At 40.7% G+C, this 25,559-nt stretch carries 20 protein-coding genes, 3 tRNA genes and 1 pseudogene; 9 read left to right on the forward strand and 15 right to left on the reverse strand.

The genetic code is table 11. From position 1 onward, the window contains the following. Positions 1-35: 35 nt before the first annotated feature. The 7 genes from F4W09_RS00695 to argG form a co-directional block, all read right to left on the reverse strand. On the reverse strand, positions 36-1,454 hold the full coding sequence (locus F4W09_RS00695; protein WP_044740760.1) for an amino acid permease: 1,419 nt from the start codon (positions 1,452-1,454) through the stop codon (positions 36-38). 110 nt (positions 1,455-1,564) lie between these two features. Beyond that, a tRNA-Glu gene (locus F4W09_RS00700) sits at positions 1,565-1,640 on the reverse strand. A gap of 318 nt (positions 1,641-1,958) precedes the next feature. Beyond that, positions 1,959-2,111 (reverse strand): hypothetical protein, encoded by a 153-nt coding sequence (locus tag F4W09_RS17070; RefSeq protein WP_167539537.1) that lies wholly within the window; start codon positions 2,109-2,111, stop codon positions 1,959-1,961. Positions 2,112-2,205: 94 nt separating this feature from the next. Further along, positions 2,206-2,281, reverse strand: a tRNA-Glu gene (locus F4W09_RS00705). A gap of 20 nt (positions 2,282-2,301) precedes the next feature. Further along, entirely contained in the window at positions 2,302-2,961 is a 660-nt protein-coding gene (rnt, locus tag F4W09_RS00710) for a ribonuclease T (RefSeq protein ID WP_035301865.1), read from the reverse strand. Beyond that, positions 2,946-3,980 (reverse strand): dihydroorotase, encoded by a 1,035-nt coding sequence (gene pyrC / locus F4W09_RS00715; RefSeq protein WP_151503706.1) that lies wholly within the window; start codon positions 3,978-3,980, stop codon positions 2,946-2,948. Before pyrC ends, rnt begins: the two co-directional genes overlap by 16 nt. Before the next feature lie 256 nt (positions 3,981-4,236). Then, on the reverse strand, positions 4,237-5,577 hold the full coding sequence (gene argG / locus F4W09_RS00720; protein ID WP_016166983.1) for an argininosuccinate synthase: 1,341 nt from the start codon (positions 5,575-5,577) through the stop codon (positions 4,237-4,239). A 565-nt stretch (positions 5,578-6,142) separates the two neighbouring features. Between argG and lldP the strand changes: the two genes are divergently transcribed. The 7 genes and pseudogenes from lldP to F4W09_RS00755 all read left to right on the forward strand — a co-directional run. Next, positions 6,143-7,816, forward strand: coding sequence for an L-lactate permease (lldP, locus tag F4W09_RS00725; protein WP_171069587.1), 1,674 nt, complete (start codon positions 6,143-6,145; stop codon positions 7,814-7,816). Between the two features lie 25 nt (positions 7,817-7,841). After that, the gene (gene lldR, locus F4W09_RS00730) at positions 7,842-8,585 is read left to right on the forward strand and encodes a transcriptional regulator LldR (RefSeq protein ID WP_016166981.1); all 744 of its coding nucleotides are present in this window, start codon (positions 7,842-7,844) and stop codon (positions 8,583-8,585) included. A 2-nt stretch (positions 8,586-8,587) separates the two neighbouring features. Next, positions 8,588-9,742, forward strand: coding sequence for an FMN-dependent L-lactate dehydrogenase LldD (lldD, locus tag F4W09_RS00735; RefSeq protein WP_151503707.1), 1,155 nt, complete (start codon positions 8,588-8,590; stop codon positions 9,740-9,742). A gap of 190 nt (positions 9,743-9,932) precedes the next feature. Continuing rightward, the gene (dld, locus tag F4W09_RS00740) at positions 9,933-11,630 is read left to right on the forward strand and encodes a D-lactate dehydrogenase (RefSeq protein ID WP_016166979.1); all 1,698 of its coding nucleotides are present in this window, start codon (positions 9,933-9,935) and stop codon (positions 11,628-11,630) included. Between the two features lie 184 nt (positions 11,631-11,814). After that, positions 11,815-13,848, forward strand: a complete 2,034-nt coding sequence (locus F4W09_RS00745) for an NADPH-dependent 2,4-dienoyl-CoA reductase (protein WP_151503708.1) — start codon at positions 11,815-11,817, stop codon at positions 13,846-13,848. 87 nt (positions 13,849-13,935) lie between these two features. Beyond that, positions 13,936-14,025: transfer RNA gene (locus F4W09_RS00750), tRNA-Ser, on the forward strand. Positions 14,026-14,314: 289 nt separating this feature from the next. Then, positions 14,315-14,539 (forward strand): annotated as a pseudogene (locus tag F4W09_RS00755) (CoA transferase); the annotation flags it as partial. Positions 14,540-14,625: 86 nt separating this feature from the next. Here F4W09_RS00755 and F4W09_RS00760 read toward each other — a convergent pair. Further along, entirely contained in the window at positions 14,626-15,285 is a 660-nt protein-coding gene (locus F4W09_RS00760) for a VOC family protein (protein WP_151503709.1), read from the reverse strand. 14 nt (positions 15,286-15,299) lie between these two features. Then, complete coding sequence (locus F4W09_RS00765) at positions 15,300-15,848, reverse strand: TetR/AcrR family transcriptional regulator (protein ID WP_151503710.1); 549 nt, start codon at positions 15,846-15,848, stop codon at positions 15,300-15,302. 97 nt (positions 15,849-15,945) lie between these two features. Here F4W09_RS00765 and F4W09_RS00770 point away from each other — a divergent pair, with 97 nt between their 5' ends. Beyond that, complete coding sequence (locus F4W09_RS00770; RefSeq protein WP_151503711.1) at positions 15,946-16,479, forward strand: HPP family protein; 534 nt, start codon at positions 15,946-15,948, stop codon at positions 16,477-16,479. A 77-nt stretch (positions 16,480-16,556) separates the two neighbouring features. Here the strand turns inward: F4W09_RS00770 and tcuB are convergent, their stop codons facing one another. The 6 genes from tcuB to F4W09_RS00805 all read right to left on the reverse strand — a co-directional run bounded on the left by tcuB (position 16,557) and on the right by F4W09_RS00805 (position 23,652). Next, a complete protein-coding gene (tcuB, locus tag F4W09_RS00775) occupies positions 16,557-17,690 on the reverse strand; it encodes a tricarballylate utilization 4Fe-4S protein TcuB (protein ID WP_151503712.1) in 1,134 nt (377 codons plus the stop codon). Further along, entirely contained in the window at positions 17,680-19,086 is a 1,407-nt protein-coding gene (gene tcuA / locus F4W09_RS00780) for an FAD-dependent tricarballylate dehydrogenase TcuA (RefSeq protein ID WP_151503713.1), read from the reverse strand. The genes tcuB and tcuA overlap by 11 nt, the downstream gene beginning before the upstream one ends. A 103-nt stretch (positions 19,087-19,189) precedes the next feature. Next, the gene (locus tag F4W09_RS00785) at positions 19,190-20,119 is read right to left on the reverse strand and encodes a LysR family transcriptional regulator (RefSeq protein ID WP_005302910.1); all 930 of its coding nucleotides are present in this window, start codon (positions 20,117-20,119) and stop codon (positions 19,190-19,192) included. 131 nt (positions 20,120-20,250) lie between these two features. Beyond that, positions 20,251-21,045, reverse strand: coding sequence for a substrate-binding domain-containing protein (locus F4W09_RS00790; RefSeq protein ID WP_004773588.1), 795 nt, complete (start codon positions 21,043-21,045; stop codon positions 20,251-20,253). Between the two features lie 91 nt (positions 21,046-21,136). Then, positions 21,137-22,447: an MFS transporter gene (gene tcuC / locus F4W09_RS00795; RefSeq protein WP_009390595.1), complete on the reverse strand. Its 1,311-nt coding sequence runs from the start codon at positions 22,445-22,447 to the stop codon at positions 21,137-21,139. Between the two features lie 275 nt (positions 22,448-22,722). Further along, positions 22,723-23,652 (reverse strand): LysR family transcriptional regulator, encoded by a 930-nt coding sequence (locus F4W09_RS00805; RefSeq protein ID WP_005302915.1) that lies wholly within the window; start codon positions 23,650-23,652, stop codon positions 22,723-22,725. Between the two features lie 874 nt (positions 23,653-24,526). On the opposite strand from F4W09_RS00805, the gene F4W09_RS00810 reads away from it, so the two are divergent. Then, positions 24,527-25,330, forward strand: a complete 804-nt coding sequence (locus F4W09_RS00810; RefSeq protein ID WP_418655074.1) for a TorF family putative porin — start codon at positions 24,527-24,529, stop codon at positions 25,328-25,330. The last annotated feature ends 229 nt before the right edge of the window (positions 25,331-25,559 follow it).

A 25,559-nucleotide genomic window follows, 5' to 3' on the forward strand; every position in this document is an offset into this window, starting at 1 on the left:
AAAAAAGAGTGGTCTTTGACCACTCTTTTTATGTGTTAGTTTTGCTTTCGATAAAACACGTAATAGCTGAGATAACACAAGGCAATAAAGATTAAACAGCCAATAAAGCCCGCTAGCATTTCAGGATCTGCGGCCATACTGATGCCAGTAATAAAACAGAATACAAAGCCTAAAATCGGCACAATTGGAAATAATGGCGCTGCAAAGCCTAATTCTTTCGCTGTATGACCTTGCTTATACCATTGGCGACGGAAATTGAACTGACTTAAGCAGATGCTCATCCACACCACGACCATCGTAAATGCGGCTACACCCAGTAGGTTTTTGAAAATGGTTTCAGGCGCAAATTGTTCAGACAGCAAACCTGGAATTGCACCGAACATAGTGACAATAATGGCAACAAAAGGAATGCCTTTGTGATTTAACTTAGAGAACACCTCAGGCAGTTGCTTTTTGTAAGATAAAGACCACATCATACGGGAAGCGGCATATAAGCCTGAATTCGCAGCTGATAGAAGTGCGGTAATAATCACAAAGCGAATAATGTCTTCTGCATGGGGAATGCCAATATAGTTAAATACGGTTACAAAGGGGCTGCTGCTCACGCCATTACCACCTAAGCCCGCCATTTGATGTGGAAGCAGTGCACTAATGACTACAATCGTACCAACAAAGAAGATTAATAAGCGCCAAATGGCTGCATTGATTGCTTTAGGCACATTTTTAGCTGGGTCTTGGGTTTCACCCGCAGCAACACCAATAAGTTCTGTCCCAGAGAAGGCGAAATTCACAATCAACATGGTTGCAAAAATAGGGAAGAAACCTTGAGGGAACCATCCTTCTGCGGTCAAGTTACTAAATAAAGGTGCAGAGCTATAACCATGAAAAGACAGCACGCCAAAAATGGCCAATAGACCTAAAATAATGAAGCTGATGACAGTAACGACTTTGACTAGAGATAGCCAAAACTCTGATTCAGCAAATAATCGGGTTGAACTCATGTTTAAGCCAAAAATAATGGCAGCAAAGATGAGCGTCCAAATCCAGACGGAGATGTGAGGAAACCATTCTTGCATCAGCAAAGCGGCAGCAGTGAATTCTGTGCCGAGTGTTGCTGTCCATGTTAGCCAATATAACCATGTAATCGTGTAGCCTGTCCCTGGACCAATATACTTTTGTGCATAAGCGCCGAAAGAACCCGATACAGGCATATGTACCGCGAGTTCTCCCAGACATAGCATCACCATATAGGCAATAATTCCACCTAAAATATAAGCGATGATGGCACCTACAGGCCCCGTTTGTGCAATGACTTCACCCGACCCTAAAAATAGACCAGTCCCGATTGCACCACCAAGTGAAATCATGACCAGATGTCGAGTACTCATAGCGCGTTTTAAAGGCGCAGAATTGCCCTGATGCATAGCATCATTCGGAGATTGAGATGACTGCATAAGAGAGAAAAAAATAGAATAATGAAGCGCGCTATTGTAGTGCAAAACTACAAATCTGCAATCGAATAATAATGAATTGTGAGTTTTGAATGATCGTATAAACGATAAGATGGCGTCCCTACGGGGATTCGAACCCCGGTTACCGCCGTGAAAGGGCGATGTCCTAGGCCTCTAGACGATAGGGACGTTGTGAGGTGATGCGTATATTATGTATTTTTTTCTTTACTGTCAAATAAGTTATTACAATATTTCGAAAATAAGGGTTTGTTTGTGTAAAAAATGTCTTGCTTACAGGATATAACGCAATTTTTTTACGTTTCTAAAGATTCGATATCTCGATCTTTTTTATTGATAAAGGTAAAGCTTTATTCATTCAATAGCCAAGAGATGAAGGGTTTGATCAAGCTATGAGACTAAGTTGAATGAGATTTCATATGGTTAATACTAAGAAAACTGAAATTTCAACAGGCTTGAATTATTGATAAGTGAAAAGCCTAAGCAAATTTAATGTTCTGGCGTTTGGTATGGATCGTGTGCTTTTTCTGATGGTGTGGCATTAGCTGCGGATGGTGCAGATTTCTGTTCTTTATTGGCAATATAAAGATAAACAGCTGAAGGGGAAAGAATGAGTAAAACCAGTAATATTTTCTTTAACATAAGTTTAGGGTGAAAAATAAAACACAAGAGTATAAATGATTCTAAAAATAGAATTCGATGAAATTTTTTAAAAAGATTTGCGAGAGCAAATAGATGGCGTCCCTACGGGGATTCGAACCCCGGTTACCGCCGTGAAAGGGCGATGTCCTAGGCCTCTAGACGATAGGGACGTTTAGAAGATGGCGGTATCTTATTGATCCGCCACCAAAGTGTCAAGTAGGTGAGGAGAGAGTTTGTTTAAAATATAGCAAAACAGTTCAGCAGTCTTTTTTGTATCGTACAAAGCCGAGTGAGCTTCTTTACCATCAAACTCAATTCCAGCTTGTATACATGACTTAGCAAGTACTGTTTGACCAAAAGTAATTGCACTTAAGGTTACCGTATCAAATACAGAGAAGCTGTGAAATGGATTTTGATTTTTAGTGCCAGTACGCGCGATCGCAGCCTGAACAAAACCTAAATCAAAGTGCGCATTGTGGCCGACCAAAATCGCGTGGGTGCAATTTTGTTGACGGCGTACGTCATTCACTGCTTTGAAAATACGTTTTAGTGCCGATTTTTCATCTTCAGCCATCGCAACACGCATGGGATTAAATGGATCAATTCCAATAAAATCCAACGAACGGCGGTCCAGATTTGCGCCTTCAAATGGATTAATGTGTGCATGATGGGCTTCACCTGGAACGAATTTGCCTTCTGCATCATAAATAATTGGAATCGCGGCTATTTCTAGCAGCGCGTCAGTTTGTGAATTAAAACCTGCAGTCTCGACATCGACCACCACAGGTAAAAAACCACGGAAACGCTGACCAATTACTGGTAGAGTTTCATTTGTCACACTTTTCTCCATTGGATGGTTTTACCAGCATAAAGCGGGATAATCTTGTCACCATCTAAATAATCAAAACTTTCAGGAATGACTTGTTCTTCTTTGACTAACGTAATGGTTTCAGTATTACGTGGAAGACCATAGAAGTCTGCACCAAAGTGGCTCGCGAAGCCTTCTAGACGTTCGAGTTTATTAACTTGGTCAAAAGCTTGAGCATACAGTTCAATTGCCGCTGGCGCACTGTAGCAACCTGCACAACCACAAGCATTCTCTTTGGCATTTTTTGAATGAGGTGCACTATCTGTACCTAAGAAGAACTTAGGATTACCACTGGTTGCCACTTCCAACAAGGTTTGTTGGTGTGTTTGGCGTTTTAAAATTGGTAAGCAGTAGAAGTGCGGCTTGATGCCACCGACCAACATGTCATTGCGATTAAACAATAAATGTTGAGGGGTAATCGTGGCAGCAACATTACGGTCTTGTTCTAACACAAAATGTGCAGCTTCGCTGGTGGTAATGTGTTCGAGTACCAATTTTAACTGAGGGAACTGCTTTAATAATGGTGATAAAACTTCATCTAAGAAGCGTTTTTCACGGTCAAAAATATCGACATGGTTATGGGTAACTTCACCATGTAACAGTAATGGCACTTGATGTTCTTCAAGTTGCTCAATTACTGCATAGACTTTACGAATATCGCTTACGCCATTGTCCGAGTTGGTGGTTGCACCCGCTGGATAAAGTTTGATGGCATTTACAAATTCAGAATCTTTGATTTTTTTGACTTCGCTTGCAGGAGTGCTATCCGTAAAATACAACACCATACGCGGGTCAAATGCATTGCCTTCAGGCACATGAGCCATAATTCGCTCACGATAAGCAAGCGCCTCTTCCACAGTTTTCACAGGTGGAACAAGATTTGGCATACAAATCGCACGCTTAAATTGGGCTGCTAAATCTGGAACTGTGCGTTTCAGGGCGAGGCCATCACGTAAGTGGGCATGCCAATCGTCTGGTTGCAAAAGAGTAATCGTATTCAAGGCGATTTCGGACTAAAAAATAAATCAGATGATAATCTATATCACTCAGTAATGCTAAGCTGAATTACACATAAATGGCTTAATTCTGGTAAATACAAAAAGCTTTTTATTGTTTTTTTGTGATTGTGGAATATAAGCAGTGCTTTGATTGAAGCTATTTCATCTGTGAAGTATCAAGATATATAAGATGAGCTTGATAAAGAAAAAACCGCCAATTTGAGGCGGTTTTTTCTTTAGCTATTGAGCAATTAAAAACTTAGTTTTTGTCTTTCAATTGCGGCACTGCAGAACCAGTACCTACAGCCAACAAACCAGAATTGGTATAAATACCGAGTTTTGCGCGTGTATCTGTAATATCAAGGTTACGCATAGTAAGCTGACCAATACGATCCATCGGCGTAAACATTGAATCACCTTTCTCCATAGTTAAACGCTCAGCTTCATAAGTGAGGTTAGGAGATTCGGTATTCATGATGGTGTAGTCATTACCACGACGTAATTCTAAAGTGACTGTACCTGTAATCGCTTTAGCAACCCAACGTTGTGCAGTTTCACGCAACATAAGTGCTTGAGAATCGAACCAACGTCCTTGGTATAACAAACGACCTAAACGTAAACCGTTAATACGGTATTGTTCAATCGTGTCTTCGTTATGAATACCTGTAACCAAACGCTCATAAGCAATATGAAGTAACGCCATGCCTGGTGCTTCATAAATACCACGAGATTTTGCTTCGATAATACGGTTTTCGATTTGGTCAGACATACCTAAACCATGACGACCACCGATACGGTTCGCTTCAAGAATGAAGTCAACCGGATTTTCAAAACGTTGACCATTAAGCGCAACAGGGAAGCCTTCTTCAAAAGTAACAGATACTTCTTCAGCATCAATTTTTACGTCATCTTTCCAGAATGCAACGCCCATGATTGGGTCTACAATTTTGATACCTGCATTGAGGTATTCAAGATCTTTTGCTTCATGAGTTGCACCCAACATGTTTGAGTCAGTTGAGTAAGCTTTCTCTTTCGACATTTTGTAGTCAAAACCATTGTCGATGAGGAACTGTGACATTTCTGCACGGCCGCCTAATTCATCAATAAAAGTTTGGTCTAACCACGGTTTGTAAATTTTAAGTGCAGGGTTAGTCAATAAGCCATAACGGTAGAAACGCTCAATGTCGTTCCCTTTATACGTTGAACCATCACCCCAGATGTTCACGTCATCTTCTTTCATCGCGGTAACAAGCATAGTACCTGTTACTGCACGACCCAGTGGAGTCGTGTTGAAATATGGCATACCACCAGTGCTGATATGGAATGCACCACATTGAATCGCTGCAATACCTTCAAGTGCAAGTTGCAAACGGCAGTCCACTAAACGTGCTTTAACGGCACCATATGCTTCCGCTTTTTTCGGAATAGCATCGTAGTCATCCTCATCAGGCTGGCCTAAGTTTGCCGTATATGCATAAGGCTCTGCGCCTTTTTGTTTCATCCACAATAAAGCAGCTGAAGTATCTAGACCACCAGAGAAGGCAATACCAACTTTTTTGCCAACTGGGACATTCTGCAAGATAGTTGCATTATCAGTCATTGTTAATCCTAACGATATAAATATAGGCACCGAGAATAGGTGGCCTGAAAGAATACATATTTTTGCGATTGTAGCACTTTTCCAGACGCTTGTTTTCGCAAAACAAAGTCAAAATAAAAAAAACAATAAATTTTCTGATCGATAAGCAGAAATTGACGTCTGAAAAAGCAACATCTTGGTGCATTTTTGAGGTTTGTAATTTATATAAAAATCAGAGGAATGCTTTTAAAACTGGATAAATCCTCAACAAACGAATGAATGCGACTAAAGTTGAGTAATTGTTTAATCCGAAGCTTACATGGCTGAAAAAATAAATAAAAACAATAGTTTTACCAATATTGTTAATTTTTTCTAAATGAAATGTGTTGTGTTTATTGATTTAATATATTGGTCTGACCAATATATTTGTTATGCTTTTTTATTGACCTGTTTGGTGTTTGAAATTACTATAATGGTGCAAACAGCTATTATTTTTTTACGCTTTTGGTTTATTGGTCTGACCAATTTGGTATTTTACCACAGGATGATTGGACCAACTCGAGGTTCTGGCAAGCATTTCAAGGAGATGACAATGCTTCAACATTGGCAACAAGTTTACGATCCTATTGGCAATATCTGGCTTTCCAGCTTAATTGCACTTATTCCAATTATCTTTTTCTTTTTAGCGCTGGCTGTATTTCGTATGAAGGGCAGCGTAGCTGGAACAATTACTGTTGTTTTAGCATTGTTGGTTTCTTTATTTGCCTATCAAATGCCGACCATGATGGCATTTGCTTCTTTGATTTATGGCTTCTTTTACGGTTTGTGGCCAATCGCATGGATTATTATTGGTGCGGTTTTCCTGTACAAAATTTCGGTGAAAACGGGCCAATTTGACATTATCCGTTCATCCATTCTGTCCATTACTGAAGATCAGCGTTTACAAATGCTGTTGGTGGGCTTTGCCTTTGGTACTTTCTTAGAAGGTGCAGCAGGCTTTGGTGCGCCTGTCGCGATTACTGCGGCTTTATTGGTGGGCCTTGGCTTTAAACCATTATATGCAGCAGGCTTGTGTTTAATTGTGAACACTGCACCTGTAGCGTTTGGTGCGATGGGTATTCCAATTATTGTGGCGGGTCAGGTGTCTGGTGTAGACACTCATGAAATCAGCCAGATGGTGGGTCGCCAACTTCCGTTTATGGTGCCAATCGTACTGTTCTGGATTATGGCAATTATGGATGGTTGGCGCGGTGTTAAAGAAACTTGGCCTGCGGTATTGGTTGGTGGCGGTTCATTCGCGTTGGCACAATTCCTTACCTCTAACTTTGTAGGTCCAGAGTTACCAGACATTACCGCTGCGATTGCTTCTTTGGTGAGTTTGACCATTTTATTGAAATACTGGAAACCGAAACATATTTTCCGTTTCAAAGCTGAAGATATGCATATTGATGCAAATAGCTTGAATGCAGATCAACAGAAGAAATATTCAATTGGTCAAATCGCGAAGGCATGGTCTCCATTCATGATCTTAACCGTGATGGTGACGATTTGGAGTATCAAACCATTTAAAGATTTATTCGCTAAAGATGGTGCATTGCATGACCTTGTGATTGCAATTAAGGTACCGTTCTTGCATCAAGTGGTACAAAAAATGCCACCTGTTGTGCCTGAAATCAAAGACTATGACGCCATTTTCAAGTTTGATTGGTTGTCTGCGACGGGCACTGCAATCATGATTGCCGCGGTAATCACCATCATTTATTTAAAAATGAAACCACGTGAAGCGGTAGTGACTTTTGGCGAAACCCTGAATGAATTAAAAACTCCAATTTATTCAATTGGAATGGTATTGGCGTTTGCCTTTATTGCTAACTATTCAGGCATGTCTGCGACTTTGGCATTGGCATTGGCGCATACTGGACATGCATTTACTTTCTTCTCGCCATTCTTGGGCTGGATCGGGGTGTTCCTAACAGGTTCAGATACGTCTGCAAATGCCTTGTTCAGTGCGCTACAAGCAACGACTGCACAACAAATTGGTGTACCAGAAGTGTTATTGGTGGCTGCCAATACCAGTGGTGGTGTGACAGGTAAAATGATTTCCCCTCAATCTATTGCAATTGCCTGTGCGGCAGTAGGCTTGGTTGGTAAAGAATCTGATTTGTTCCGTTTTACAGTGAAACACAGTATCACTTTTACGGTAATGATCGGTATTATTATTACCTTACAAGCATATGTGTTCCCATGGATGATTCCATAACACCCGTAGATTGAAGGACAGCGGTATGAAGGTCTCTGATAGAGTTTTACAAAGTTTGCGTCATTTGATTGAAACCCAACAAATGAAAGTCGGAGATCGTTTACCCGCTGAAAGAAAGTTGTGTGAACAACTCGGTGTCTCCCGTTCCTCTTTGCGTGAGGCTATTCAGCAACTGACCAGTCAGGGCATGCTGGTCAGCAAAGTCGGAGCGGGAACTTATTTACAGCAATTACCAAGCTCTTGGTCACAACACCAAATCGTGCAACCACTGAGTGAGTTGATTGATGAAGATCCTGCTTATCGTTTCGATGTGCAGGAAGCTCGAATTATTTTGGAGGGTGGCACCGCTTGGCATGCAGCTTTGCGTGCCACTCCTGAAGATATTCAGCATATCCGTGATTGTTACGATCAAATCACCCACTTTCAGTCTTTGGGCGATGATGAGCAAGCTGCACGTGCCGATGCCAATTTTCATCTGGCGATTGCAGAAGCTTCGCACAATCTGGTGCTGATTCAAGTCATGCGTGGCGTGTTCGATTTATTGCAATTTAACGTGGCTTTAGGACGACGCAAAGTCTATTCCGAAGCGCACCGTTTTGATCAATTGCATGAACAGCATTTGCAAGTGATTGATGCCATTGAGCGCCGAGACCCAGAAGCCGCACGCAAGGCTGTGTGTGGACACATTGAGTTTGTAGTTCAGCAAGTACGTTCGATTGATGAGGAAGAAGCCCGTCGACAACGTTCGAGCCGTTTAAACAGGATATAACCATGATTATTTCATCTGCAAATGATTATCGCGAAGCTGCGAGACGTCGTTTACCACCATTTCTTTTCCACTATATTGATGGTGGAGCATATGCAGAATATACCCTGAAGCGAAATGTAGAAGATCTTTCTAAAATTGCCTTAAGACAACGTGTTTTGAACGATATGTCTGAGCTAAGCCTTGAAACCAAACTATTTGACGAAACATTGTCGATGCCTGTGGCGTTGTCGCCAGTGGGTTTAACAGGTATGTATGCACGTCGCGGTGAAGTTCAGGCTGCGGTTGCTGCCGATAAAAAAGGCATTCCATTTACGTTATCGACTGTATCGGTGTGTCCAATTGAAGAAGTTGCACCTGCCATTCAGCGTCCGATGTGGTTCCAGTTATATGTATTGCGTGACCGCGGCTTTATGCGGAATGCCTTGGAACGTGCTAAAGCAGCAGGCTGTTCGACATTGGTATTTACTGTAGATATGCCAGTACCAGGCGCGCGTTATCGTGATGCACATTCAGGGATGAGTGGTCCGAATGCCGCGATGCGTCGTTATATGCAGTCTTGTTTTCACCCGCATTGGGCATGGAATGTAGGCTTGATGGGACGTCCGCATGATTTAGGCAACATTTCTAAATATTTGGGCAAACCGACAGGTTTAGAAGACTATATTGGTTGGTTAGGCACCAACTTTGATCCGTCAATTTCATGGAAAGATCTAGAATGGATCCGTGAATTTTGGGATGGCCCAATGGTGATTAAAGGGATTCTAGACCCTGAAGATGCCAAAGATGCAGTCCGCTTTGGTGCAGATGGTATTGTGGTGTCAAATCATGGTGGTCGTCAGCTTGATGGTGTGTTATCGACAACACGTGCATTGCCTCCAATTGCTGATGCAGTGAAGGGTGATATTAAAATTCTTGCTGACTCTGGTATTCGTAATGGTCTAGATGTGGTGCGTATGCTGGCGATGGGTGCGGACACCTGTATGCTTGGTCGTGCTTTCGTTTATGCATTAGGTGCAGCGGGCGGTGCGGGTGTTTCAAATCTTTTAGAGTTGATTGATAAAGAAATGCGTGTCGCCATGACCTTAACGGGGGCGAAGACCATTGCAGATATTACTGAGGATTGCTTGGTCCGTTTAGAGCGTGAATTAGTCGAGTGATTTTATTCTTAAAATAATTCATTAAGTAAGATGACATCTTTCCCAACCTCCCTTTAAAAAGGGAGGGCCTGACTATTTTTGATTTGAGCTTGTCGCTTTAAATTGCTTGCCTCTTTGGAAAAGGGGGCAAGTATCCAAAAATTTCAATATATACGATTCCATATTCAAATTTGGGAGAGGAACATTCCTTATGCAACCCCATTCAGATTCACAGCAAACGATTCAAAAACTCATCGACATTGTTGGAAAGCAACATGTTCTGACGCAAGAAAGTGAAACGCGCTTGTACCGCCAAGGACGCCGCTATGGTGCAGGTCAAGTGCTTGCAGTTGTCGTTCCGGGAACTTTATTGGAACAATGGCAAGTGTTGCAAGCGGCTGTGGATGCAGATTGTATTGTGATTATGCAAGCGGCTAATACTGGATTGACCGGTGGCTCAACGCCTTTTGGTGATGATTATGACCGACCTGTGGTACTGATGAGCACGCGACGTTTGGCAGGTATTCAAATCATCCGTGATGGGCAGCAGGTAATTTGCCTTCCTGGAGCAACATTAGACCGTTTAGAAAAAGAACTGGCGCCCTTTAATCGTGAACCGCATTCAGTGATTGGTTCTTCGTGTATTGGTGCATCAGTTTTAGGTGGGGTATGCAACAACTCAGGTGGTGCGTTGGTACGTCGTGGTCCAGCATATACTGAGTTGGCGCTGTATGCACGAGTTAATGAATCGGGTCAACTGGAGCTGATTAACCATTTGGGTGTGGACTTAGGACATACACCAGAAGAAATTCTTTCACGTTTGCAAAATCAGCAATACCAAACTGCGGATGTACAGCATAATCCAAGTTGTTGTGCATCTGACCAGCGTTATGCACATGACGTGAAACAGGTGAATGAGGCAACTCCTGCACGATTCAATGCCGATCCATCACGCTTATTTGAAGCATCAGGTTCAGCAGGTAAAATCTGCGTATTTGCGGTTCGACTAGATACTTTTGAGAAGATTCCGAGTCAGGTGTTTTATGTGGGAACCAACTCACAGGATGACTTAACTGAGATTCGTCGTTTTCTATTAACTGATTTACCGCGCTTACCCATTGCAGGTGAATACATTCACCGCGTGGCCTATGACATTGGCGCAGAATACGGTAAAGATACCTTTGTCTTTATTGAAAAATTCGGTACTGCCAAAGTGCCTGCTGCTTTTGCCATGAAAGACAAAGTTGATGGTTACTTAGAAAAAGTTGGCATGAAAGGGTTGTCAGATAAAGTTCTGCAATTGATTACCAAGTTTATGCCGAATCATTTGCCTGAACGCATGAACCAATTCCGTGATCAGTATGAACATCATTTGATTTTACGTATTGAAAATCAGGATGTAGAGCTAGTACAGCAATTCCTGAGTGACTATTTCGCTCAGCGTACGACAGGCAATTTTTTCCATTGTACAGAGGAAGAGGGACGCAAAGCTTTTTTACATCGTTTTGCGGTCGCAGGCGCAGCTATTCGCTACCGAGATACCCATCGGAGTGAAGTGGAAGATATTGTGGCACTTGACATAGCTTTGCGCCGTAATGACCGCGAGTGGGTAGAAACTTTGCCGAAAGATATGGATGAGCTGATCATACATAAACTGTATTACGGTCATTTCTTATGCCATGTATTCCATCAAGACTACATCGTCAAAAAAGGCGTTGATCCTTTGGCAATGGAGCATCAAATGTGGCATTTGCTGGATGATCGTGGTGCTGAATATCCTGCGGAGCACAATGTTGGTCATTTATATGTGGCGAAGCCTGCGTTAAAACAGCACTACCAAAAACTCGACCCAACCAATAGTTTTAATGTGGGGATTGGCCAGACGTCGAAGTTAAAATACTGGAAGTAAACCTTCAGCACTGTATTGCTAGATAATAAAAGTGTAGCCCACTAGAAATAGAATAGGGCTACACTTTTTTTTGTATTGACTGATTATTTAAAGAATCAGTCTGATAAAGTCATAAACAAAATAAAAATTCACGTTAAAGTATTATGCAACAAGTTGCACAGCTAATAAATTATAAGGATTCGCCATGACAACGCCCTATGCAAATATTTTGAAACCTCTTCATTTGGGGTTTACCACCATCAAAAATCGCATGGTGATGGGTTCTATGCATACAGGTTTAGAAGACCGTTTTTATAATTATCCTAAATTGGCAGCCTATTTTGGCGAGCGTGCGAAAGGGGGCGTCGGGCTAATCATCACGGGCGGAATCTCACCGAACCGTCAAGGTTGGCTACTTCCAGCAGGTGGTACCATGAATACCATGGGGGATATTGCACCACATCGTTTGGTGACACATGCTGTGCATAAGCATGGCGCAAAAATTTTGATGCAGATTTTGCATTCAGGGCGTTATGGTTATCAACCTTTCGTGGTGTCTGCCAGCCCTATCAAATCACCAATTTCACCATTCAAACCACGTCAAATGAGCGAAAAGCAGATTTTGGCGACTATTCGAGATTATGCCGAAACATCACATCTTGCAAAATTGGCAGGTTATGATGGTGTGGAAATTATGGGTTCTGAAGGCTATTTGCTGAATCAATTTTTGAGTCGCCATGTTAATCAACGACAAGATCGTTGGGGTGGTTCGATTGATAATCGGATGCGTTTTGCGGTTGAAATTGTTCGTGCAATCCGTCAAAAGGTCGGTGAAAAATTTATTATCTGTTTCCGTTTATCCATGTTGGATTTGGTCCATGATGGCAACACCATGCAAGAGGTGATTGCCGTTGCACAGGCCTTAGAAAAAGCAGGCATTACGTTATTAAATACAGGTATCGGCTGGCACGAAGCACGCATTCCAACTATTGTGACTTCGGTGCCACGTGCAGCTTTTGCTGACTATACTGCAGAAGTGAAAAAGCATGTGACAGTGCCAGTGATTGCTTCAAACCGAATTAATATGCCAGACACAGCAGAAGAAATATTGGCACAAGGGAAAGCCGATATGGTGCAAATGGCACGTCCATTTTTGGCAGATCCTTATTGGGTGAATAAAACTGCGACTAATCGGGTAGATGAGATTAATACCTGTATTGCCTGTAATCAGGCGTGTTTAGATCATACTTTTAAAAACCAACGTGCAACCTGTTTGGTCAACCCACGTGCAGCATTTGAGACTGAATTGGTTTATGTCAAAACTGCAAAACCAAAACGGGTTGCTGTGGTGGGTGGCGGTGTCGCAGGCATGTCAGCCGCAACAGTAGCAGCAGAACGTGGGCATCAAGTGACATTGTTTGAAGCCAGTCATGAAGTGGGTGGGCAATTTAATTTAGCCAAAGTCATTCCAGGTAAAGAAGAATTTCACGAGACCATTCGTTACTTTAAAGTACAAATCGAAAAAACAGGTGTAGAACTACGCTTAAATACCAAAGTAAACCGAGAGCAATTAGAGCGTGAAGGTTTTGATGAGGTGATTGTGGCGACGGGAGTCGTGCCACGAGCTTTAAAGATTCAAGGTAGTGATGCGCCGAATGTACTTTCTTATGCTGAAGTATTGCGTGGAGCAGCAGTCGGTCATCGTGTTGCCGTGATTGGCGCTGGGGGAATTGGTTTTGATGTGTCTGAGTTTTTGTTGAAACCGCCACATCAGCCTCAGCCACAACCTTTGGCAGAGTGGAAGCGAGAGTGGGGCGTCGATGCTGAAGCCAACTATATGACAGAAGGTGGCTTACAGCGCGCAGAAGTTGAAGCGCCTGTCCGTGAAATTTATTTATTACAACGTAAAACCACGCCGTTAGGCATTGGATTGGGTAAAACTTCGGGTTGGGTCCATCGAGCTCAATTAAAAAAGCATGCGGTACGCATGTTGCGTGGTGTGCAATATAAAGCGGTAACTAATGAAGGCTTGTGGGTTGAAACGAATGGTCAGGATCAGTTGCTTCGAGTCGATACCATCGTGGTGTGTGCAGGGCAAGAATCTGTAAAAGATTTAATGCCAAGTGAAGGGCAAGCTACTTTAGCCAATTATCATATTATTGGTGGTGCAAAACTTGCAGCAGAGCTTGATGCAAAGCGCGCAATCCGCGATGGTGCTGAAATTGCAGCCAAACTTTAAGGAATTGATGAAACAATATGCACTTGAATGCTTTAACGCTATTTTTTACTTGTCTAAAATGAAAAAGCTTAGTATTCTTGCGCACATGGAAGCGTGGCAGAGCGGTTTAATGCACCGGTCTTGAAAACCGACGAGGGTGTGAGTCCTCCGTGAGTTCGAATCTCACCGCTTCCGCCAAATATCTAAATAAGCCCTTGTGATTACAAGGGCTTATTTTTTTGTCTATAGGTTTACCTCTCAACTTATCCTATATCAAAATTTGGATGTAAAACGGGATGATTTAGGAAATAAGTATAAAAATATGAATCATCCTAAACTTCCGGCTTCGGAAAGATGTTTTAAATAGATAAAAAAGAGCTTATGAATGAATCATTAAATGGAAAAAAGGCTGGTAATAGCCCAAATTGAATTGGGCAACCTCAATCAAATATTAAACTATCACAGGAAAATCCATTCTCCTGTCAGACCACAAATCGTGCATCGTAATTTGGTGGTGAATATTCCTCATCGTTTAAATGAAAACTTTCAAACCATAGGCTCACCAATCAAGCTGTCTGATACTCCAGTTGAATATCATCATGCACCGCCAGAGCTAGGTGAACATACGGCTCAAATCTTATCGAGATTTAAAACAGCAGAAGAGCTAGCTGCATTAAAAGAGAAAGGCATTATTGATGGAAAAATTGCTTAAGCTATTGTCGTTTTTAATGTGATTCAATTTAAATAAAAAACTGTGATTTGCAATAAATCACAGTTTTTTATTAGAAACTAAGAGTTTTAATATTTAAAAATAAGCGGCAGTTCTGGTCTGAAATCATGAATTATTCCTTGAGGTTCATGATCAAAACTAATTTCCATTAAATGCTCCGATCCATCGGTGACTTCAAAATTATCAACTGTATTGAATAGTAATGAAGTCGGGTGCTTTTCAAGGTTCGGAATAGAAACTTTAATCGTAGTGATTTCTGATAAATCTTTGCTATGCACAAGTGGTTGTTGTTTTTCTTTTGCAGCAAGGTCTGGTCGTGAAGCAAATGAAAGGAAGAACCACATCGGTTCAGATACCACAGAATCTTTGGCAACATTTACTTCTAAGCTGGCTGGTAAGTAGCTTGGCTTGTAAACCCAATTAGGAAATTTTGCACCGTTATCATCTTTATTTTTAGGTCTAAAACAAATACCAAAAGGGGAAGCGATATTATCTTGAGCACTGAGTCGTTCAAAGAGCAGGGTGGGTTTGGTTAGATCACTTGAAGCTTCTTCTGGATTATTTAAAAAGATTAATTCGATAAAGCTATTTTTAAAGAAAAAGCGTCTGTTTTCTGTACCTTGACCTGGGTGCTTATTGGATGAACCTTCTGTTAGACCGAATTTTTTTAAAGTTTCAGCTTCGGGAGCGCCTGATTGTACACAAATAAAAATATGGTCCACTTCCATTTTAAGTTCTCATGCTAATGTTGATGAATATTAAATAATTGATTAATAGAATTTTTCATTTTTATCGCAAGTGTTTCATCGAAACCATCGACTAAAAAGCGGCTAATTAAGCCTTCAATCACCGTATAGATCAGCTCAGATAAAGCTTCACCATTCGGTACATTGCAGTTCTGTGCAATCAGTACTTTAATCCATTGTTTATGGGCTTTAGAAATAGAAATAATGTCTTGATCATCTTGGTTAGATTCAGCGACCGCTCTTACAAATAAACAGCCTTTAAAAAAATCTTGCCTAAACCAATTGGTATGCCAATCAAGAATTTTATTGATGGCCTCTAACCCCATTGTATCTCCCACATAGCCTAAAAGACTTTGCTTAAACCGTTCATCACGAGCAATCAGTACAGACTGAACCAGTTGATTTTTATTTTTATAGTATGTGTACATGGTGGTTTTGGAACAACCGGATTCATCGCGAATCAAGTCAACGCCAACCCCGACAAAACTATTTTCATTAAATAACTTCTCGGCTGTATCTAATATTTTTAAGGCAGATTTTGACATAAAACTTTTCCAAAAAATAAAATAGTACAGATCTGTACTATTTAGAATTTTATCTATATGCTTTTTAAAAAGCAACTTTTTGTTTGAGGAAAAAACCATGTTCTCGATCTTTTATGGCAAAGAAAAGCTAGCTCCATCGCCCACTAAAGTTGATGTCTTAAGAAGCCTTGTTGGGGGTACGCTCAGTATTTTTATACTCCTGTGGTTGAGTAAGCTCACATATAATATCTTTATCATGGCGCCGTTTGGTGCGACCTGTGTATTGCTCTATACCGTGTCGCAGTCACCTTTGGCACAGCCGAGAAATATTATATTTGGGCATCTTATTTCGGCTTTTGTAGGTTTGTTTTTTCTAAAATTTGTCGGTGTTTCTATTTTTACAATTGCTTTATCAGTGGGCTGTGCAATTGCACTCATGCAGATTTTTAAATGTGTTCATCCACCTGCTGGAGCGAATCCTTTGGTTATTTTACTCACCGCAAGCAGCATACATTATGAGTGGAATTTCTTAATTTTCCCTGTTTTGGTCGGAGCAGTGTCTTTAGTTTTAGTGGCGATGCTCATTAATAATATTAAAGCGAGTACGAAGTGGCCAATGTATGGCTTGGGAATTTTAAATAGTAAAAAGTAGGAAAGGTATGAAGTGTTTTGAGCTTAAAATAATGAAAGTATTCACTATGCCAAGATAGTGAATACTTTTGAATGAAATTATGACTTCTTAGAAATACGTTCTTCGATGGCAAATTTGAGTAAAGAAGCGCTGCGGTAAAAACCATGTGCGAACTTTCCAAATGGCATAGTAATAAAGAATGTCATGACCGTAGCTAAATGGAAAATCAGTAAAAGTGCCATGTAAGGTGTATTGCGAAATGCCATAAGAGCTAAGCCTGAAGCACTGACTAAAATTAAAAGGAAAATAAAGCCTCGATCTACAGGTTTTTGCTCACGGTCACCATGTAATGGATGGCGTTTAAGATTTAAATAGAGTAAGCCAGATGGTCCAATCACTAAGCCAAGCCCACCCAACGTACCTAAAATCACAGGCAAGCTAAAGATAGGGTACGGCGCATGCAGGTTAAGGAAATAGTGATATAAAGTCGCTACGCCTGTGGCTGCAAAGCAGAGCATAAAGCCATAAAAAGTCAGGTGATGGAACACGCGGCGGATTTGGGTGTAACGGTCATCTTGCTCATTACAGCCTTTGCCATGTCCACCATCTAAATATTTAAGCGTTAACACATTTTGAGAGGCTTGAATAAGGTCTGGTTTCTCAACTTTGCCGTGAATAACTTTAGACGTCTGTCTCCAAAATTTACTAATCCCAATGCCGAGCAAAACAATCGCAATTGTAAAGGTCGCTCCAAACAATAGAGCTAAAAAGTTATGCGGGAAAATCGCATAGAAATTACCTTGATAGCCTGCAAATAGGTCGGTGCCTTTGTACCAAACCACAGCTAACATGCATAAAAAGAAAATCACTGATAAAGCCGAAACAAAAGGAATCCCAACAGACTTATAAAGTCGGCCTAAAGGCTGAGGTGTCGCAAACTCTTGGTAAGTTTCTAAACGTACTTGCGCCATCGCTTTTGGAATGTTTACGCCAAACTCGTGCGGCGGGGCATATTGGCAAGCATGTAGACAAGCACCACAGTTATGGCACAAATTTGCGAGGTAATGAATATCGGCTTGATTAAACTCAAGACGCTTGGTCATGGCAGCAAACACAGCACAAAATGACTCACAGTAACGACAAGCATTACAAATCTGTAGCGCTCTTTGAACTTCCTGCTCATGATCAGAGAGCTGAACAACTGGAATTAGGGCTTTAGTACTAGCATTCATGTTCAACTCCTTGTGAAAGTGCATAGTGGGCTGCATTTTTTCCGGCAATGCGTCCAAAGGTCGTGCCAATCGACATGCCGACCCCTGCGGTATAGCCCTGACCGAGTACGTTACCTGCCATCATTTCACCTGCCACAAACAGGTTGCGGCTGGCTTTATTGTTAAAACGTACCGCAGCATCGTCTTCGACTTTTAAGCCTAAATAGGTAAAGGTAATGCCGGGTTTAAGCGCATAGGCATAGAAGGGTGGACGATCAAGAGGAACGGCCCAATGGGTTTTGTTGGGAACAATATTTTCGGTGGTGCAGTCATCTAAAACGGTATGGTTAAAGGTGCCTTGAACACAGGCTTGGTTAAATTCTTCTACGGTGTGACAGAAGGTTTTTGCATCTAGCCCGATTTTTTCGGCCAATTCTTGAATGCTATTTGCTTTCACACCCGCAAACACAGGTGGCATAAAGCGACCAATGGCTTTTGAGTCGATAATCGAATAGGCGATTTGCTGAGGCTGTTTGGCAACAAGACGTCCCCAAATCGCATAACGTTTTGGCCAGAAGTCTTCGCCTTCATCGTAAAAACGTTCGGCTTTGTTATTGACCACAATTCCTAATGAAACGCAGTCAATACGAGTGCAGATGCCGCCGTCATATAATGGTGCTCGTGCATCTACAGCGACGCAATGTGATTGCGATGGGTCAACAATAATATCGGCGCCTTGATCTATCATAAATTTGAGCAAGTTGCCCTGATTAAAGCGGGTTCCGCGAATAATGAAATTATCGGCAGGCCATTCGCCGTTTTCATTTTGTCCCCATGCTTCTCTTAACCATTCCAGATTTGACTCAAAACCACCTGCGGCCAATACACAGCTTTTCGCTTTAAACACACGGCCATCTTCCGCAATTGCAGCTTCAAAATGTCCTTGGTTTAACTTTAGATCTTTAATTTTTGTGTTGTATAAAATCTCAATGCCAAGTTCTTGGGCACTACGGTAATACGCATTAATGAGGGCTTTACCGCCACCCATAAAAAATGCGTTGGTACGTGCAACATGCAAAGCACCCGATAGTGGCGGCTGAAAATTCACACCATGTTTACGCATCCAGTCGCGACAGGTCGCCGTGCTACGAATAACCAGACGAGCTAAGTGCTCATTGGTTTTGCCCGCAGTCACTTTAAGTAGGTCTTGCCAATATTCTTCTTCGGGGTAGGCATCGACCAATACATCTTGAGGAGCATCATGCATGCAACGAAGGTTACGAGTGTGTTGTGAGTTACCACCACGCCATTCTTTAGGTGCTGCTTCTATGACAAGCACAGACGCGCCACTTTCTTTTGCCGTGAGCGCGGCACACAGTGCGGCATTCCCACCACCAATTACAATCACATCATGCATGGATTTCTCCCTTTCTCAGCTAAGGCTAATGTAGCTTTAAAAGGGACGGTGAAGTGAGAGGCTAAGGTTGAATGGGTGTTTAGTAAAAGTAAACACTAATGGCTTAAGTGTTTATGAGTTTCGCACCGGGCCAACGCTTTTCATTAATCAGGTTGGTCACACAAGCACGAATCACTACTTTCGTGGCTAAAGTTGCAGGCGAGAGTTCTTCTTCAGACAGACTAATTAAATAGTTAATGCGTTCAATAGCAGGTTCTACAACGCGCAGTAGACATAGGTCTTGCCGTGAGTTTAATGAGGCACCCGCAGGTTGGATGGTTGCCATTTCGAGTTGGCTGATGCTTTCCATTAACAAATGCAACCCATCAATTTCATAGGCCACTTTAAGCTGATGAATTTTCTGTTCGAGCAACAAGCGCAGCCCATGTCGTTGACTCGGTAAAATTAGCGGAAGTTCTTTAAGCTGTGAATGAGTAATGGTTTGAGTGTCGATACAGCTTTCAAGATGGTATTGACTCAGCACTTCTTTAGGCGAGATTAAAAACATTTGCTCTTTGACTAAAGGCTGTATGGCCCACTGTGGGTCGACATCGTCACTAAAGATGATGGCAACATCGAGCTGCCTTGCATTAACTAAGGCCTTAAGGTCACCCGATAATCCTTCAATTAGACGGACTTTAATGTCGGGGTAACGGTTTCTCATGAGTTTTAAAAAGTGCGTGCCTATAACCGACGCGACACTCGGCGAAAAACCGACGGTGACATGACCGCTTAAACGTGAAGAGTGTGCAGAGTCTACGGCATGGTCTAAGTGCCTAAGCGCCAGTTGAACCTGTTGAAAAAAAGCTAAACCCGCAGGGGTGGGAACCGTACCTAAAGCAGTACGTTGTAAAAGGCGAATAGAAAGCTCGCTTTCTAATTTTGAGATTTGCTGACTTAATGCAGAAGTTCCAATATCGAGATTTTTTGCAGCTTTACCCAAGCTTCCTGACTCGATCACCGCAATAAAATACTTTAATTGTTTGAGTTCCACGGCAAATACTACATTGTCCTTTATTGGTTATTCTACACTGGTTTATCGCTATACATTTTGTTCTATTACGCTGAGTAAACAACCAACAGAGTAAAGGCAACATCACCTCAAGATGTTGCCTTTTAGAGCTTTTATTGTTTAACCTGCTCAAGACCCTGTTCTTCAATAATTTGTGTTGCTTGTGGTGACTTCACAAATTTGATGAGTTCTTTTGCGACTTTTTCATGTTCAGAGTTTTTACCAATGCCCGCTGCAAATACAGTGACTTTTTGATAAGGAGCAGGAATTGGACCGACTAAATCAACTTGACCATATTGGCCAGTAAAAGGTTTGATTTCACTAATTTGCTGGAAACCAATATCGAACTGACCTTCAGCAATACGTTTTGCAACGCGGTCACCGACCACTTTTTCTGCTTTACCAGAAATCACTTTGTACTCGACAGGTGGGAAGCTTGGGAAAACATCTTTTTCAAGATGCGTACCGCTCGCACTTGCTGAATAGCCTATGTGCTTAGCATTTAATAAAACTTTTTCGAATTTTGCCGCAGAGCTAATATCTGGTTTTGGTGCACCTTTAGGCACAGCCATACCAATGCTTGAATTGACTAAAGCACTTTGTGAATTTGGGTCTACATAACCTTTTTCTGCAAGCTTGTTCAGTTCAGGAGCAGCCAACACCACCACATCAAAATGTTCACCACGATCGAGTCGATTTGGAATTGCAGTTGGCGACGCGCCCATTGATGAACCAGACGAAAGGTGAACCGTGTGACCAGTTTGCTTTTCAAATATTGGAATGAGTTTTTCCATAGATGAATAGAAACCGCCTGAACTAATCACTTCGAGTGTATCTGCGTTAGCAAGCGTTGAGCCTAAGCCTGCACCAGCTAGGCAAATGGTCATGAAGATAGGGGACTTTTTCATAGTATCTCACTTTAATGACAGGAGAGCACAGTACGGAGACTTAAGATCTGCCGTACTGTTCATTAAAATTTCAGGTTAAGTAGTTATTGTTTTAAGCGCTAACCTTCGCAGGTTCAGCAATTGGGTCTGCATTCTTCTGCTTAGAACCACGACATAGATATAAGCTTGAGATTAAGCTACATACCGCTGCTAACATCAGCCAGAATGCTGGTGTGCTTGCATTACCTGTGTTTTCGACAAGGTACGTACAAGCCATTGGCGTCATACCACCAAAAATAGCGGCTGCAAGGCTGAACGCTAAAGAGAAGCCAACTGTACGTACACGTTTTGGCATTACTTCGGCAAGTGTTGCGACCATGGTGCCGTTGTACATACCAAAGAAGAATGAGAAGTAAGCAAGCGTAATAATGAGATTGGTAAAGCTAATGTCACTCACTAACCAGCTTAAAACTGGATAAGTTGTAAAGATGGCAAGGGTTGTAATGCCGACTAAAACTGGACGACGACCAATTTTGTCTGAAAGTAAGCCACCCATTGGTAACCAGAAGAAATTGGATAAACCCACAAATACGGTTGCTAAAAGGCTATCCGTTACCGACATTTCTAGAGTACGTTTTGCATACACAGTGGTGTAAACCGTAATGAAATAGAACGTGGTTGTGGTCATGGCACTCATCATCATGCCCGCAAGTACGATGCGCCAGTTGCTCGCAAGCGTGCTGAAAATTTCTTTGGTCGATGGATGAGTTTTTTGCGCTTTAAAGTCTTCAGTTTCTTCTAACGTACGGCGGAATAAGAAGATTAAAGGAATAATCAAACAACCAATTAAGAACGGAATACGCCAGCCCCATTCACCCACTTGAGCAGTAGTTAAAATGGTGTTGAGCCAGTAGCCAAGTAATGCTGCAAATACAACCGCAATTTGTTGGCTGCCAGATTGCCAGCTTGTGATAAATCCACGGTTTTTATCTGTTGCAATTTCAGCTAGATAAATCGATACACCACCAGATTCAACACCTGCCGAGAAGCCTTGTAATAGACGTCCAATCACCACCAAAATTGGCGCAATAATACCAATGGTTTCATAACCCGGTACAAAGGTAATTAAGATGGTTCCGATTGCCATAAGGCTTAAAGTCACAATAAGACCTTTACGTCGACCAACTCTGTCGACATAAGCGCCCAAGAAAATAGCGCCGAGAGGACGCATAAGAAAACCCGCAGCAAATACGGTAAATGTCATCATTAAAGAGACATATTCATTTTCAGAGTGGAAAAATTTTGCTGCGATATAAGTAGCATAGAAACCAAAAAGAAAAAAATCGTACTGTTCTAAAAAGTTGCCACTCGTTACATTTAATATTTTTTTAAAAGTAGCCCTACGGTTATTCACGACATCCATTGGAGACCTCCTTGGCCTGACAAAATGGAAACATTCACGATCTTCAAGCTTTGAACTTCAATCTCATGCAATAAACCTAAATAGGAAATGGGTCAGAGATGAGATTTTAAGATGTCCTATGTCGAAAATGTGATGCCTTGTTTCCAGTTCAAACTATACATCTATATTGTGATAAGCAGAAATCCACTTATCATTCCAAGGAAAATGTAATCTTAAAAAGCAGGAGGGAGTGAGAGGGAAAAATTAATCAGGTATTTAATAAAATTAATGACCCCTTATAAAATAATTTCAGAACACGGCCAAATTTGGTTTTGAATCAGTTCTTTCACACACGCTTTAATTGCCGATTTTGCAGCAAGTGCAGCAGGTGATAATTCTTCTTCGGCAAGGCTCACCAAGTAATTGATTCGCTCAACTTCAGGGTCGATCAATTTTAGTAATTGAAGTTTATGTTTGTATTCTTGCAAACAAGCACTTCCGGGGCGGACGCTGGCAAGGTCAAGGTGAATCAGGCTATCCATGAGTAAGTGCAGACCATCAATTTCATAGACAACATTAAGCTGCCCAATCTTGTGCTCAAGCAATTTTCTTAAGCTATGACGCTGCCGTGGTAATACTAAAGGAATATCACCGATTTGTTGGGACTGAATAATTCCGCTTTTGATACAGTCGGCAAGACCGTATTTTTCGAGCACTTCTTTGCGTGCCATTAAATACATTTGTTCACGTACCAAAGGCTGTATCGACCATTGCTTATCAATTTCATTGGTAAAAATAATGGCAATATCAAGCTGACGCGAATTAATCGACTGAATTAGATTCCCAGACAAGGTTTCCACAATTTCTAGACGAATGTCTGGATAGCGTTCAGACATTAGTTTCATTAAAGGGATGCCAATTAAAGCAGTAATAGTTGGCGGAAAACCAAGGCTGACATGGCCTGAAAGCCGAGCTGAATGCGCAGCGTCTATTGCAAAGTTAACTTGACGCAAAATAAGTTGAGAGTGTTTTAAAAAGGCCAGACCAGCAGGTGTAGGCGTGACGCCAAAAGCATTACGCTGTAATAAGCGAATGCTTAGCTCTTGTTCGAGCTTACTAATTTGCTGACTAATGGCCGAAGCGCCAACATCGAGTTTTTGGGCAGCTTTACCAATACTGCCTGCTTCAACCACCGTCAAAAAATATTTTATTTGTTTGATTTCCATGAAAATATATTCTTTTGTGTTGAGGTGTCCGATACTTCAATAAACCAAGTTAATGAATAAAGTGGATGTTATCAGTGTTGCTAGAAAAATGTTTAAATTAAGTAGAAAATTTTCGATAGGATAAATATCGTATAATTCGCTTAATATGATATTTGTCCAATAATAATGATGAATTTCAATCATAATCGTGCTTAGATTTAACTTTTAAAAAAAATCGTAATAGACAAGCTAGGGTTCAGCGCTAGTCAGCTTGAAGAATAAAATTAATTGGCACTCTTAAGCTGCAATTAAATGGCTCTCGCATCTTCAGCTGAAAAAGTTCAAATTAATGGCATAGAGCAAACACCAAATGCTTCTTAAGGTCTGAAGGGGAGGACCCATCTCTTCAGACCTTGTTTTATTTCACTTAGTTTTGATATTTCATAAGTCATAGATATAGAAAATGCAAACTTTATGCTTGAATTTAAATAAAAGTTACTGTGTTTCAATAAATAAAAAAATTGTATAAAGGGATTGAGTTATTATATTTTGAAGCTGATCGAAGCAAGAAATTTATACATTAGATCTTTTTAATAAAATAAAAGCATGATCACTTTTGATTTGTGAGAGAGACTTTCTATTAATTATTGATGTAAATATATTTATGATGTGGATGAGTTTATTGAATAAGCTCTTTTTTATAAGGATGTTTATTCTTTACATTAGTCACTATTTAAGAAATTTTAATCAATGTTTTTGAAATTTTATCTTAAATTTTTGTACTATTTAATATTTTCTATTATTTATGTTAGAAAAATCACGATCATTGGTTATCTATTCTCTAATGGTTCCTATTGATTTATAGGAATTGGTTCTATGTTTTTGTTAAAAAAGAATGACAATAAAAAAACAAAATAAAAATCATGGAATTGATGGAATGCAAAAGTTGAAAAATAAGCTAGTATGTGGTTTATGGTTGGTCATGGCAATTTCGAGTGTACACGCAGAAAATGTTGAAGAATCAAGTGTTTTTAAGGGTTTTTCAACCAGTGGTACGGTTTCCTTTTTAACTGATTACTATTCGCGTGGTTATTCACAAACAGAAGGTGATCCAGCAATACAAGGTACTTTACGCATAGATCATGATTCGGGTTTATATGCACAAATTTTTGCCTCCAATAGTGAACTTGATATTGGGAGTAGCATAGAGCTAGATTATTATTTAGGATATGATTATCTCGTTAATGATCATTTCAAGCTCAATATTCAGTATGGGGATATTAATTACCCTGGTTCGGATAAATCTTTAACCGATACGGATTATGAAGAATATTCTATTGCTGCAACAGGTATGAGTTTATTAACTGAAGATGATGCATTAAATTTTACTTTTTATTATTCTCCAGAGTATTTTTTCAATACTGGGAAAATGTTACGTTATGAAGCCAGTTATAACTATCCTATAGCTAAAAATTGGAATACTTATGCCCAAGTAGGTTACAACAAGTTTTCAAGTCATGATGCTTATGATGTTTTATGGGCAACAGACCAAGAAGATTCATATTATGATTATAAAGTAGGTGGTAATTATAACTATAATGACTTTATTTTTGATTTGTATTATGTCGATTCAAATATTAATAAAGATTTAACTTATGCTGATGATGCAGTAATTTTTAGTATTACCAAGGAATTCTAAAATTTTGTCATCATTTAAATAGATCTGATTCAGAACATTATTACAACAAAGGGTTATTCTGAGAATTGGAATAACCCTTTGTATTTTACCAATATTAATTTAGCAGGTGGTTGAGTTTATAAGAAAATTTCTAAGCTCATGCTGATTGGGTTTATATAGTTGTTATGTTTAATCGGCGCTGTTGTGCAAAGATTCAAAAGGTAAATGTATCTTGATCTACTCAAATTTA

Source organism: Acinetobacter tandoii (assembly GCF_008867985.1).
In the GTDB taxonomy this organism is placed as follows: Bacteria; Pseudomonadota; Gammaproteobacteria; order Pseudomonadales; family Moraxellaceae; genus Acinetobacter; species Acinetobacter tandoii.

What these genes read in the sequence shown, in the direction of transcription:
- F4W09_RS00695 (WP_044740760.1), bottom strand. Translation starts at nt 1,454, where the DNA reads ATGCAGTCATCTCAATCTCCGAATGATGCTATGCATCAGGGCAATTCT.
- F4W09_RS17070 (WP_167539537.1), bottom strand. Translation starts at nt 2,111, where the DNA reads ATGTTAAAGAAAATATTACTGGTTTTACTCATTCTTTCCCCTTCAGCT.
- rnt (WP_035301865.1), bottom strand. Translation starts at nt 2,961, where the DNA reads ATGGAGAAAAGTGTGACAAATGAAACTCTACCAGTAATTGGTCAGCGT.
- argG (WP_016166983.1), bottom strand. Translation starts at nt 5,577, where the DNA reads ATGACTGATAATGCAACTATCTTGCAGAATGTCCCAGTTGGCAAAAAA.
- lldP (WP_171069587.1), top strand. Translation starts at nt 6,143, where the DNA reads ATGACAATGCTTCAACATTGGCAACAAGTTTACGATCCTATTGGCAAT.
- lldR (WP_016166981.1), top strand. Translation starts at nt 7,842, where the DNA reads ATGAAGGTCTCTGATAGAGTTTTACAAAGTTTGCGTCATTTGATTGAA.
- lldD (WP_151503707.1), top strand. Translation starts at nt 8,588, where the DNA reads ATGATTATTTCATCTGCAAATGATTATCGCGAAGCTGCGAGACGTCGT.
- dld (WP_016166979.1), top strand. Translation starts at nt 9,933, where the DNA reads ATGCAACCCCATTCAGATTCACAGCAAACGATTCAAAAACTCATCGAC.
- F4W09_RS00745 (WP_151503708.1), top strand. Translation starts at nt 11,815, where the DNA reads ATGACAACGCCCTATGCAAATATTTTGAAACCTCTTCATTTGGGGTTT.
- F4W09_RS00760 (WP_151503709.1), bottom strand. Translation starts at nt 15,285, where the DNA reads ATGGAAGTGGACCATATTTTTATTTGTGTACAATCAGGCGCTCCCGAA.
- F4W09_RS00765 (WP_151503710.1), bottom strand. Translation starts at nt 15,848, where the DNA reads ATGTCAAAATCTGCCTTAAAAATATTAGATACAGCCGAGAAGTTATTT.
- F4W09_RS00770 (WP_151503711.1), top strand. Translation starts at nt 15,946, where the DNA reads ATGTTCTCGATCTTTTATGGCAAAGAAAAGCTAGCTCCATCGCCCACT.
- tcuB (WP_151503712.1), bottom strand. Translation starts at nt 17,690, where the DNA reads ATGAATGCTAGTACTAAAGCCCTAATTCCAGTTGTTCAGCTCTCTGAT.
- tcuA (WP_151503713.1), bottom strand. Translation starts at nt 19,086, where the DNA reads ATGCATGATGTGATTGTAATTGGTGGTGGGAATGCCGCACTGTGTGCC.
- F4W09_RS00790 (WP_004773588.1), bottom strand. Translation starts at nt 21,045, where the DNA reads ATGAAAAAGTCCCCTATCTTCATGACCATTTGCCTAGCTGGTGCAGGC.
- tcuC (WP_009390595.1), bottom strand. Translation starts at nt 22,447, where the DNA reads ATGGATGTCGTGAATAACCGTAGGGCTACTTTTAAAAAAATATTAAAT.
- F4W09_RS00805 (WP_005302915.1), bottom strand. Translation starts at nt 23,652, where the DNA reads ATGGAAATCAAACAAATAAAATATTTTTTGACGGTGGTTGAAGCAGGC.
- F4W09_RS00810 (WP_418655074.1), top strand. Translation starts at nt 24,527, where the DNA reads ATGACAATAAAAAAACAAAATAAAAATCATGGAATTGATGGAATGCAA.